Source organism: Rhodococcus sp. FG69 (assembly GCF_057808915.1).
The window spans coordinates 14,971-27,267 of sequence record NZ_JBMDIX010000005.1 but is presented as its reverse complement, the minus strand read 5'-3'; the positions used below and the strand labels follow the sequence as shown (position 1 = coordinate 27,267).

11 protein-coding genes are annotated in these 12,297 nt (G+C 63.3%); 7 read left to right on the top strand and 4 right to left on the bottom strand.

The window, feature by feature from the left end:
* Positions 1-7: 7 nt before the first annotated feature.
* The 7 genes from ACODSO_RS06165 to ACODSO_RS06135 all read left to right on the top strand — a co-directional run bounded on the left by ACODSO_RS06165 (position 8) and on the right by ACODSO_RS06135 (position 7,816).
* Positions 8-160 (top strand): hypothetical protein, encoded by a 153-nt coding sequence (locus tag ACODSO_RS06165; protein ID WP_489035813.1) that lies wholly within the window; start codon positions 8-10, stop codon positions 158-160.
* Entirely contained in the window at positions 157-471 is a 315-nt protein-coding gene (locus ACODSO_RS06160; RefSeq protein WP_489035811.1) for a transposase, read from the top strand. Before ACODSO_RS06165 ends, ACODSO_RS06160 begins: the two co-directional genes overlap by 4 nt.
* A complete protein-coding gene (locus ACODSO_RS06155) occupies positions 468-2,477 on the top strand; it encodes a type IV secretory system conjugative DNA transfer family protein (RefSeq protein ID WP_489035809.1) in 2,010 nt (669 codons plus the stop codon). The genes ACODSO_RS06160 and ACODSO_RS06155 overlap by 4 nt, the downstream gene beginning before the upstream one ends.
* A complete protein-coding gene (locus ACODSO_RS06150) occupies positions 2,474-3,253 on the top strand; it encodes a DUF4913 domain-containing protein (RefSeq protein ID WP_489035808.1) in 780 nt (259 codons plus the stop codon). The genes ACODSO_RS06155 and ACODSO_RS06150 overlap by 4 nt, the downstream gene beginning before the upstream one ends.
* Positions 3,254-3,256: 3 nt before the next feature.
* Positions 3,257-4,681, top strand: a complete 1,425-nt coding sequence (locus ACODSO_RS06145; protein WP_489035806.1) for a hypothetical protein — start codon at positions 3,257-3,259, stop codon at positions 4,679-4,681.
* Between the two features lie 75 nt (positions 4,682-4,756).
* On the top strand, positions 4,757-5,689 hold the full coding sequence (locus ACODSO_RS06140) for a hypothetical protein (RefSeq protein ID WP_489035804.1): 933 nt from the start codon (positions 4,757-4,759) through the stop codon (positions 5,687-5,689).
* 132 nt (positions 5,690-5,821) lie between these two features.
* Positions 5,822-7,816: an SIR2 family protein gene (locus ACODSO_RS06135; protein WP_489035802.1), complete on the top strand. Its 1,995-nt coding sequence runs from the start codon at positions 5,822-5,824 to the stop codon at positions 7,814-7,816.
* A 144-nt stretch (positions 7,817-7,960) separates the two neighbouring features.
* Here the strand turns inward: ACODSO_RS06135 and ACODSO_RS06130 are convergent, their stop codons facing one another.
* From ACODSO_RS06130 to ACODSO_RS06115, 4 genes are all read right to left on the bottom strand, one after another.
* Positions 7,961-9,319, bottom strand: a complete 1,359-nt coding sequence (locus tag ACODSO_RS06130; RefSeq protein WP_489035801.1) for a hypothetical protein — start codon at positions 9,317-9,319, stop codon at positions 7,961-7,963.
* A gap of 59 nt (positions 9,320-9,378) precedes the next feature.
* Positions 9,379-9,864 (bottom strand): hypothetical protein, encoded by a 486-nt coding sequence (locus ACODSO_RS06125; RefSeq protein ID WP_489035800.1) that lies wholly within the window; start codon positions 9,862-9,864, stop codon positions 9,379-9,381.
* Positions 9,865-9,937: 73 nt separating this feature from the next.
* Positions 9,938-11,695, bottom strand: a complete 1,758-nt coding sequence (locus tag ACODSO_RS06120) for a relaxase/mobilization nuclease domain-containing protein (RefSeq protein WP_489035799.1) — start codon at positions 11,693-11,695, stop codon at positions 9,938-9,940.
* Positions 11,696-11,721: 26 nt separating this feature from the next.
* Positions 11,722-12,102 (bottom strand): plasmid mobilization protein, encoded by a 381-nt coding sequence (locus ACODSO_RS06115; RefSeq protein WP_489035798.1) that lies wholly within the window; start codon positions 12,100-12,102, stop codon positions 11,722-11,724.
* Positions 12,103-12,297: the final 195 nt, after the last annotated feature.

Here is a 12,297-nt window from a genome sequence, read left to right as displayed (position 1 = left end):
GCCCGCTATGAGTGAACCCGCCGCCGATCCGCTGCCGTTGGCAGCGTGGACGGTTTTGATCGCCAAAGCCGCTGCCCTGGGACTGATTACCCCCGAACAGGACGGTCCGGGTCCGTTCGGGTACCGCACCGCCGACCCCGCTGCTGGAGGTCACGCATGAGGGGCCGCACCTTCCCTGCCGAGATCCGTAACCGCGCCGTCGAACTCGTCACCGAGAACATTCCCACGTCCCGCTCGACGTGGGCGGCGATCGAAACCGCAGCCGCGCACATGGGCTTGCATCCGAACACCGTCCGGTTCTGGTACCGGAGAGCGCAGGGAACCGCCGACGAGCGGCCCCTGCTCCCCTCTGAGCAAGCCGACGAAATTGCCCGTCTGCGCGCCGAACTCGCACGTGCGCAACAACTCAATGCCGAGCTGGTCGACGACTACCACCGCAACACCGCATGGAACGAAAGGACTGCCCTGTGAGCACCGGCCGCGGAGCCCGCAACCCTCAATCCGGCCTCGACCCGACATTGGCGATGTGCGGGGCGGCCGCTGTCCTGGCGATCGGCGCGTACGGCGGGATCGAAGCCGCCCTGCACCTGGGCAGCCCCCTGTCCGGGATCGACCAGCCGATTCCCGGGAGCCCGATCGAGCTGGTGAAAGGTCTCGCCGAAGGTTCGGTGGTGTGGTCGCCCGGCGCGAGCATGATCATGGTGTTCTTCGGCATCCTCGCCCTCGTCGCGGTCATAGTGGGCACAGCGTGGCTGATCCGTCGGCGGCGACGCATCTCGCGGGTCGACGACGCCGGGCTGTACCTCGCTCGTCCCCGAGAAGTGCAACGTCTGTCCGGCAAAGCCGTCGCCGCCGATACCGCTCGTCTGGGCACCGCGTTGGCCGAGGGTGAGCTGGCGGGTGCGGCTCTCGGAGATCTCGTGCTTGGTCCGAATCGACGCGGTATCCGCCTGTATGCAGGCCCCGAGGACATCGCCGTCGACATCTGGGGACCGCGCATGGGGAAGACGACCTGCCGGATCATTCCCGAGATCCTCGCCGCCCGTGGTGTGGTCCTGACGACCTCGAACAAACGTGACGTCGTCGACGAAACCCGCGCCTACCGAGCCGAGAAAGGCACAGTCTGGGTGTTCGACCCGCAAGGGGTAGCTCAAGAACTGCCCCGCTGGTACTTCGACCCGCTGTCCTGGGTCCGTTCTGCCGAGCCGTCGGTCACGCGCGCTCTCGCCGACGCCGACCGAGATGCGCGCACCGCCCGCGTTGCCGAGCTGACAGCACTGCTGGGCGCGGAGTTCGTCAGCCGTATGGCTCAGTCCGCGCAGGAAAGCAAGGCCGCACAGTTGGCGTCGGTGTTCGCGAACTCGATCGCCGGTGAAAACGCCCGCCGTGACCCGTTCTTCGACCCCACCGGTGAGCGCCTGGTCACCGGGTTCATTCTGGCGGCCGCCGCCGAGCGTTTACCACTACCTATCGTCTACACCTGGGCGAGCAAACCACGGGACGAAACACCGGTGTCGTTGTTGCGCAAGCACGGTTTCGACCGGTGGGCTGACGCCGTACTTGCCCAGTACACCGCACCGGACAAGCAGAAGGGCGGTGTGTTCGCCACCGCCGCGAACATGCTCGGCTGCCTCGCCTACGCCGAGGTCCACCCGTGGATCAGCCGCGTCAGCAGCCACGACACCCGACCGGAGTTCGACCCCGCCGAGTTCGCTGCCGCCGGCAGTCCGACCCTCTACAGCCTGTCGATGGAAGGCGACGGGGAATGCGGCGCACTGGTCACCGCTCTGACGATCGCCGTCAGCGATGCACTGGTCGACCTTGCCACCGCGACCCCGAAAACCGAGCAGCTACCCGGTGGGCGCCTGCGGATCCCGGCGACCATCGCTCTCGACGAGGCCGCCAACGTCGTGCGATGGAAAGACCTCCCCAGTCTCTACAGCCACTTCGGATCACGCGGGCTACGGGTGACGACCATCTTGCAGTCCTGGTCGCAGGGCGAGGAATGCTGGGGCGAGAAGGGCATGAAGAAGCTGTGGTCGGCATCGACGATCCGCCTCTACGGCGGCGGTGTCGCAGTCGAAGACGGTCAATTCCTGGACAAGACGTCCCTCGCTCTCGGGGATCACTGGGAAATGTCGGGCACCGTTTCCTCAGGACCGAGTGGACGCTCGACATCGCAGCAGCGCCAACAGATTCGCACCCTCACCCCATCCGCTCTCGAAGCACTACCCGCCGGCCGGGCGATCCTGCGGTCGAGCAAGAATGTCGCAGCCTTGATCGCGACCCTCCCCTGGTACGCCGACTCCATCGCCGAAGAGGTCGCCGCCGCAAAAATCCGTGCGGGACAGGACCCCACCGTCACCGCACTCGACGACGACCCGGACCCCGACGATCCGACGTCGTTGCTCCCGGCTCCACACACGAGACTGCCTCGTGCCGCAGCCCGAGAAATCAGTCTGGACAAGACCACGTGAGCGCAGACCACTACGACGACGTCCCACCGCCCGAGCACCCCTTCGCCGCAGAGACACACCCCGAGTTCGAGCCAGTAGACTTCGACGTCACCGACGACTACGACGTTGCCCAAAACGGCAGCGCAGCAGACAAACCCGTCTATATGGCGTCGGACACGGCGTCGCCGTATCCGATCGGTGCGGCGCTGGACGACTTGGTCGACAAGGCCGTCCGCAAACGCCTGTCCGCAGAAGCCGACACCATCGCCGCAGCGAAATTCGAGGAAGTACTGACCCCCGAGCTGCACACCGCCCTCGCAGAGGCCGCCGAGAAGAAAATCGCCACCGCGATAGCCAGAGAAGTCGCCGAAGCCGAACAGGCCGAACGCGCCGCCCAGGGCCCGTACTACCGCAACTGCTACCGATTCTTCAGCGAGTTCCTCGCCCCCACCTACCGCCGCCGGGTGATCGACAGCCAAACCAACAGGTGGTGCCCGGAATGGACCAAACATCCCGAAGCCCGCAACCGCATAGAAGCACTGTGGCGAACATGGGAATACCTACGCCTGGACCCCACCACAGGCTTGAGCGTGTGGTGGAAAGACCACGCCGACCACCACATGGCGTACTTGTTCTCCCCCGAAGGCACCTTCCGCGACTGCTCACCAACCGACGGCCACCAACCCCTCCCTGCCCTCCCCAGCGCCGAGATCCCGCCGATCCTGCTCGACTTCGTACCCGGCGATCCACCTGTAGGCACCGGACCTGCCAGCTCCGCACCGACACCGAAGGACTGATCGATGACCAGCGTCGAACACTCAGACATCTCCCGCCAGACCGGCATGGCTCTGCGCACCAGCCTGCAGGTCGCACTGCAAGTGGCCGAACAACTCACCAGACGCCGCGAACAACGACTTCGCGCCGCGGCCGCCGACAACGAACAGCGCGCCCGCACCCTGAGCGCACGCCTGGACGCCGAACGCCGATCCGTCGACGCAAGACTTCACTCCGCTCGACGAGAGAGTTGGTGGTCCACTGCCACCGACGCCCAGATCACCGCAACCGCTCGGCTCGCGCACACCTGGAAACAGCAGTCCCAGGTCGCCGACGACGTCGCTCGCGCCCTCCCCGACCGGCTACAGCGGCATCGCCGGATCGACCTACGCCTTCCCGACACTGCCGAAGCTGCACTGATCGCAGCCATCGTCGAGCGCGACCTCGCAACCCGTGCAGAGTACGAGCGCATCAGCGAGTCCTACACAGAACGCGGCTTCGACGTACGCACCGAAACACCCCACGGCACCGACTACATCCCCGCACGCCACCTCGCCACCGAATTCGGGGCCGAATTCGGGGCCGCCACCGTCGATTCCGCCGTCATCGACGCGCACCCGCAGGCATGGGTAGTGCATATGCGCACCGGCCCGGACGGCGGACCGGACCCACAGTTCTACTGCACCGACCCCGACGCCGCAGGGGTGCACCGCCGCGGCCCGGAACGAGCCGACCTATGGGACGAGCAATGGCTCGACAGTGCCACCGAACCACAGCTACGCAGCCTCCGTGAGACCCTGACCGCCAGCGCGAGCGCCGCCGGAATCGAACGCCTCGACCGCGAAGTCGCCGACCGCCGCGGCATCGATCTCACCCGCGCACCGGACGACATCGGCAGAGACATCGACACAGCACTGCCGTGGGCGGAGAAAAACATCCCCGCCGACCACGCGCGCTACAAGGACGGCACACACAAAACCCGGGCAGCCGCCGCGGAACACATCCACACCGCGTTCGACACCCACCACGCTCAGCAGTGGGCCAACGACCGCGCGCCCGCTCTCGCCGTCGAGTACGGCGCCGCCGCGAAAGCTTCCGACCGAAATACCTACCTGAGCGTCCGGGGCAAGATGATCGACGCATGGAACGACGCTGGACGCCCCGACGTTCGCGATGTCGTCGACCCAGCAGCCAGTACCACGGACGTAGCCGGTGCTGTGCCCCTACAAAAACTCGGTTACGACACCCCACAACGTCGGCAACGAGACGTCGACGCACTCACCGCCGCCGGCGTCGACGCCGAAACCATCACCGCCCACGTCCTCGCCGACACCGCCACCGCCACACCACTCGACGCGAATGCCACCCGAACAGCACCCACCGCACCCACAGCGAGCAAAGGCGTACACAGCCCACACACCGAACAATCCACAGACCGCGGAAGCCGTTGAGACCCCAGCTGGCCGGACGGTGCGGGCCCGATTTTACGTTGCCGGGACCGAGCATGACCCTCTACCGTATGCCCGATGAGCAGGCAAAAACGTCCCACTCCGTTCGGTCTCAACAGAGCGAAGGGCGGCAGATACCCGTGCGGTGTGTGCGGCGTGGCCCAGAAGATGACGGCCGCGCATGTTCCCCCGCAATGCGCTGGCAATGGCCCCCAGGTCTTGTCGACGACGGCGACAGTCACGCCCGACGGGCAAATTCGCCGACTGCCCGCGAGACAGGGCGGAATGTCCGTGTACGGGTTATGCGACCCTTGCAACAACACCGCAGGGGTCCTGTATGACAAGCAGTACAAGGAGTTCGCCGATCTGCTGAGACCCCACTGGGTCCGAGAGTGGACTCTGGAACTTCCTCGAACAATTGGCTTACCCGCAGGCTCGATTCGGCCCGGAGCCGTTGCGCGATCGATCCTGCTCGGTATGGCCGCACTCACGCCGACCTGGATGTTCGAGAACTGGCCCACCTTCATGCCTTCGCTACTGAAGCCAGAAACATCGCCGGTACTCCCCGACGACGCTCACTTGATGATGGCCTACTCCCGTGGTCAAACAGGCCGGCTAGAAGGCTTCTCGACAACGATCACCAACCCACGCCACGTACCGCTCATTTCCTATGCAAGTGTCTACTTCGCGCCGCTAGCGTGGCAGCTCGTTGCGTCGGACAACGTCCGTTCCATGAAGCGGCTCGGGTGGGCTGAAGTCTCGAACTGGGTGAAAATTCCAGTCGACGAGACGCACGACGTCTCCGAACTCGTACGAAACATGACCGCCACCACACATCCATTGCACGACCCGAGACAACGTCATGGCGTGTACGCACACATGGCATCGGACCAAACCTCGGTCCTGTCGAAACATTCGACGTACTCGGTGGCAACGACAAAGGCACAGTTGAGCTCCAGAGGCACCTCCAGGAACAAGTGTTCTTACCGCTCCCCGAAGACGGTAACCTGACTCCAGAATGGGTCTTAGCCAACACCACCTCAAAGCGTCCCGAGCATTAGAGCACCGCAGTGCGCCGAGCCGAACACTCTCCGGACAGCGATCTGGCGCTGTACGCGAGGCCGACGACGCTAAAGTCTTGCCATGTCACCGACCCCGACTGCTGACGCCGATTCACTGTTGACGCTGGCATTCTCCCTGCACTCGAACCCCGGCGCATACGCCATGCTTTTGGGCGCGGGTATCAGCGCCTCGGCACAGGTTCCGACGGCATGGGGTGTGCTGACCGATCTCATTGCCAAAAGTGCCAGCGCGATGGGCGAGGAATTAGCACCGGAGGACGCCGAACAGTGGTACCGCGACCGTAACGCCGGCGAAGAACCCCGGTACGAAACTCTGCTGGAGGCACTTGCTCCCACCCAGATAGAACGTCAACGACTCCTCAGTCGGTACTTCGAACGCAGTCCCACTATGCAAGACGACGACCTCGATACGCCGAGCGGCCCCGCACCGTCCCTCGCGCACAAATCAATTGCACGTCTGGTCAAGGGCGGCATCGTCAAGGTAGTGGTCACAATGAACTTCGACAGACTGATGGAGACAGCGATCCGTAACGAGGGCATCGAGCCCACCGTCGTCTCATCGGAGGCGGATGTCATGGGCCTGGCGCCGCTGCACACGTTGGGGTGCTGCGTAATCCACCTGCACGGTGACTACTTGAACCCCGAGACAATGTTGAACACGGCGGCGGAGCTGGGAAGCTACCGCCCGAACATGCGGGGCTTGCTGGAACGAGTTCTTGCTGACTACGGACTCGTTATTGCTGGCTGGTCGGCAACGTACGATCCCGCCTTACGTGGCGCTATCGCCGAACACTACTCATCAAGATTGACAATGACTTGGATCGAACCCTTCGGCCACTCGGAGGTGGCGGCTGACCTGGCTGTCCTCAAGAAAGCTCATGTACTGAAGATGAACGCAGATACAGCGTTCGGCACCCTCGTAGATTCGGTCGAGTCGATTGCCACGGGCCAATCACGTCATCCCAGAACCGTCGCCGTCGCGGCCGCGACCGCCAAACGGTCGCTGTCGGGGAGGTGGACCGCCATCGATCTGCACGACACCTTCGGTGCGGAAATGGAGCGATTGCACTCACACGCAATTTTCAACCTCTCCACATACGACGGCTACAGCCAAGCGCAGTATCACGACAGTGTTCGCCAGGTCTGGGAAGCCACCCGCATTCCCTCAGCTCTGGTAGCCGTCATGGCTTACTGGGGCAACAGCACCACCGACAGTTGGTGGTTCGATGAAGTCGATCGATTTGCGGCAAGGCCTAGGGTTGGCGGACTTGTGGCGATGATCAAGCTGAGAACAATTACCGGTTCGCTCTTGTTCTATTCAGCCGGTGTGACCGCGGTGGCGGCAAAGCGCTACGACTTGCTCGCAAAGCTGTTGCATAAGAGCGTGGTCGAAGCATGGACGCAAAGGCGCACTTCACTGATCGACGCCCTTGACCCGGGCACTGTCTACGAGAGCCGCGAGCAACCTGACCGCGATCACTACAACCAAGTTCGAGGCGTTCTTTCAGAAGTGCTCGGCCTATCTACCTCTGGACTCGAGGACGCGTGGCAGCAGTTCGAAGTCTTGCGTCACGCTGCGCGCCTCGCAGGTCACGCCTCGTTCGACAGCAAGGCGGAGGCTTATCGGACGGCGTATCGAAGGTATGCCGAGCTGCAGTCCCTCCAACGATCCAACGGCCAACAACAACTCGTGTCGCAACAGGACATCCGCGACGCCTTTATCGCCCAGGACAGAATCATTGGCGAGGTCGCAGATCTTGTTTCGATGCGTCGACCCCACATCTTCGCGAATGAGGTCGAGCGGGATGGGCAATCTGCATGGGGTAGCCCCGTCGCGGACAGGATCGCTTTTGACCTTGTCGACGAAGGCGACACACACCCCCTCATATCGAATCGTGTCATCGATCTGGATAGCGGCGCGCTCAGTCTTGCTGTGAGAGCAGTTGGCGTTCAGGTGGCGCGCATCGCCCGTGGTTTAGAGAGCGGACTGTTCCTTCACGGTCAGGCGATCGCCATCCCCGACGAAATGTGGATTGATGAAGGGCTCTCCGGTTAAGAGGGTCGCTCTACGCAGCCTCCCCCACGCGGAGACCTGCGGCGAGCCCGTTCCGTAACCACTGATCAGCCTTGGTCGAGCCCCTTTAGGGTTGAGGCAGCTGAGGTAGGCAGGTCCGCCGTCCTACAGCACGCTCGAAGCTAATCAAGGCGCCAGCCAAGCCCTCATAGCAGTCTTCATGGTCACCTTGTCGACCGCCTGAAGCTGGCCAATTCCGTTCCACTCTTCGTCTGTTCCAGCCGCGCTCGCGCGCCAGGTATAGGTGTAGCCGGTTTGGTCATCGCTCAAGTCCGGTCCTCTCACCCAAAGAATCACGGCGTCATCGAACTCGGTTGGTACTAGTCGATTGCGAAGCTCACCGAGGTTGAGCCTCAGCACCACATCACTGCCAACCTGAGACCATCGCGACTGGAGTGCTCCTAGGCGGCGTGCATCAGGAATATATGTCAGCGAATCGGTGGAAGCACCGAATGAGTTCCTGGGTAGTGTGTGAAGAGGCGTCCAGATTTCAGACCACGTCTGCTTTGAAGGATCTGCTCCGCGAACATTTTCGAACGCGATCTCTACCTCGACCCGTTCGAGAAATTTGTTGCTGTTCAATCTGATGAGCAACGGTGTGCCGACGGCCCCAGCGACGTTTTCGTGAAAGTGATCCGCTCGCGCCCGTACCGAATCGGCCCATTGCTTGATTTCCGCGTCGGTTTTTGGACTTCTGGGCTCCGCACCTGTAGTCATCTTGGACCTTGCTATCGCGACCGTCACGGCATTTTTCGATTCACCTTGTTTCGCGGCCCATTCGCGTTCTTTGCCGATGTCACGCTCGATTGCCGCATCAATCATCTTGTTTACCTCAGGGCAGGACCAAACCGCGCCCGTCACATCGATCGTGACCTGCACATCGGATCTCACCGTTGCAGATGGAACGTTCGAGGGCTTTTGCTCGTCCGCGCCCTCCACGGATGCCGCGCCCGCAGAGGCTAACGCTGCTATCGAGCGCGCGTCCTCCCAGAGAGCGCGCTCGACTTGTTGTCGAAGATCGGCGGGTGAGTTGTAAGAGGCGTAGAGACCCCGGGTGTTGGCGTGAAACTCATCGCGAAACTCTCCGAGTCGCTTCCACTCATCGCCGCGGGCTACCTCTTGCGGAACGTCGCCTCCCCAGAAGTAGACATGCACAGTCCCGTCGGCCTCTTTGAGGTCCGCTTCCTCGACGGTTCCGGACTGCGAGTTGCGAGGTGTAGGTGTGCCGAGCCTGTGCTTGAATAATGCGATAACGATGTCGCTGTCGCTGGTGACCTGTTCGTTGATCACTGCTTGTCCATCGCCACCTTTACGGTAGATCGGAACCGTGTTCGTCGAAAAGTGCTTGGGAACGAACACCACACCTTCCGTGACGGAATGCTCGCCGTTCCAGGTACCGATCACCTCCCGAACGGCCGCGACTTCTTCGGAAGTGTCACCAGGTCCAGAGATCATCACGACTACACCGATGGGATGAAACGTCATACCGGAAGTCTGTCATCAGTGACCGGACAGGCAATGCCCAAACCCGCCACGTCCAGGGGTCAGAGTGGATCGCTTGGGCCGCCGTGGGCATCGATCGTCTCACGCACGGCGTCAGGTTCGAACGAAAGAATTGCTACACGTGACCGTTTGCGCAGCATCCGGTTGTCATGATGGCGCGGCCGCGCGTCCGGATGCGCAAGATCCCGCACACGTACGTCGACCAATCGTGCGAGAGCAACCGTCTGCCCCCAACTCGGATACAGCGCCCCGGCTTCCCACAGATCGACCGCCGGTTCCTCCGCGTGGCACGCAATATCGACCTCGGGTCCGACGTGTCGACCTTCATTGAGCAAATGGGTGATGAACCACGGCACCAGCGCGCCGCTCTCCCATAACGTTAGGTCTGCGCTGTCCGGCTCTGTGAATGGTTGCCGCGCATTGAAGTGGGCAGCGAACTGTTCGAGACGCTCACGCTCTGTTGCCGAGATGGCCTGCGTCGGCGAGGCTCGGGTCGTATCTTGTACGCGTCGCCAGTTCTTCCACACGGCGGCGCCTCCTGTCTGTACGCGCCTCAGAACGTTCCCCGTCTGCACGACGCAAAATTGGTGTTGTACTTGCTCATCGTTCGTTCTCGTCGCGGTCCTTCTGAGAACCGGGGCCGACAGGCCTTGTGGCCGTCGACGGCGAAGCCGCCGCCGGTGGACGCGCTCGTGCACCCTCAGCGACACTGAGATCACCCAGGCGTGCAGCCTCGGCGATTTCAGGATCGAGCTCGGCCCACGCCGTCGCGGATTCCTCACGCGTCCACACCCGCTCCGCGGTAGATGACACCACAGTTGCATCGTCGACACCGGCTGATGCCGGGCGCATCAATGCACGGGCAGCCGGCGGTGCTACATCGGACGCGACGACGGTCTGCGTCATGCGGGCGTGCAGCGTCGTCAACTCCTTCTGTCGGACATCGAGCAACTGCTGCGATTGATGCAGTCGGCCCGCTGCACGCTCGGCGTCGGCGAACACCTCCATCGTGCGCATCATCTGACGAAGCAGCAACGCATTCGCAGCCGATCCTTCACGAACCTGTGTCTGCAACACCAGCAACGCGACACCGCCGCCATGCAGCCGCTTCGGGTGCGGGCTCGATCGCTGATGCGAGGGGATCTGAGCCGAATGCGCAAGAGCTTTCGACGCAGCCGCCAACGGTCCAGGGGTCGTCTCGATCGTGCGAGACCACGCAGCGAACACACCTGAGGTTCGTCCCGCCGCACGTGCCCACTGCGCGTGATCGTCCACCGGTATCGACGACAGATATTTGTTCCACGCTTCGACATCGGTTGCGGCGCGCCCGAACAAGGCCGGGTCGATCCGTGTCCGCTCGCGGCCGTTGGCCACCGTGACCGCGGCGCCCGATCGAGCAGCAGACCACTCCGATTGCGCGGCCGCCACCGCCTCCGCAGACCGATCCCACTCCTCCCGCAATCGCGGCAACGTCAGATCTTTCGCGAGGCGGCCGCCACCGAACCACACCGGTTTCGCACCGGCCGCGCGCTCGGCCTTGTTCGGTGTCGACGCCACCGAATATCCCACGACTGCGCGAGTGGATCCGGTGTCGTAACGCGGGCGAAGAAGCACCCCGTCGGCGCGCAGTCGGCGCACGAACTCCGCTTCGGTTTTCGACGCCGTGGCAGCGGCTCGAACTTTCCGTTCGAGTGTGAACCGAGCAGGCTCGACCAGACCTAACCTCTTCGCCGTCTCGAGCTCGCCGGGACGCGCACCCCGGCTGCCGCGGCTTTCTTCACGCGAAGCCAATACCACCAACTGGTGCCGGTGTTCGAGGGTGTTGCACGCCTGCTGTGCACGCTTGAAGTCGTTGAACGTGTTGACCTTCGTACCGTCCTCGCGGACAGCGGAGGCGGCGATGTGAATGTGGTCGCCGCCGGCCTTGGTCTTACCGTGCCGGATCGCTACCCAGCGTGCCGGGGCACGCGGTGAGTCCGGGTCGTCGAAGTCCATCTCTTTCATGAAGTCCGCTGCGATCGCCGCCCACTTCTCGTCCGAGAGTTCACCCTCGTCTGGGTTCAGCGACAGCGAGCAATGCCACACGTTCTGATCCGAGGTTGCATCAGCCAACGCGACAGACCGTGTTACGCCGTCGTCGAGTGCGGCCGCCATCGCGCGCTTGTTCGTTACCGACACTTCGGTGCCGAACACCACCCGAGCTGCATCGAGCTTGCCCGCCAATTCGATTGCGTCCTCGTGTGACAACTCCCCAGACGGTGCTGCGAACATGACCGCTTCGTGACCGGCGACAACGTGTGGGTTCTCGTGCTCGTTCGACTTGCCGGGACCGGCGAGATACACCACCAGACCGGTCATCTTCGCGCCCCGAGTGATGTTCGGAATCAACGCCCCACCAGATCCCGTGGCAGCCGCTCGATGCGATCGAACACCCGGCGCACCGCGTCCACTGCCGCAGCCGTTTCCGGTGGCACTTCACCGGTCGCGTTCGCAACCTTTGCGAGCTGGTTCAGGTTGCGGCCGACCGCAGCGATGAGCTTGGCGACTGCGAACAATTCCGTCAGATCCTCACGCGAGACCGACGCACGCGGAGCCTTGAGCGCCGAGTCCGCGAGCAGCCGCGCCACCGTCACACCCTGCACCCGAGCAGCGGCCTGCACCGCGAGCTCCTGCTCGTCGGTCAGCTTCACCACGTGGCGGTGCATCCGGCCGCCGACGACGTTCGACTGACGGGTGCGCAGCCACCCTGCTTTGGTCTCCCCCATCACCCGCTCCTCACGTTGTCCGCATTTCACCTGGCCCAGCGCAGCGACCCCACACCTGGGGACCCACACGAGCCAGTGTGGCAGGTGCCCGCCGAAATCTCCAGATTTAGGGCACCCAAGTTATAGCTTGCTCCGCCCGGGGCACGGAGGGTGGCACACGGAGCCTGCGGAGTGGGTCGCCCCAAAAGACGCCAG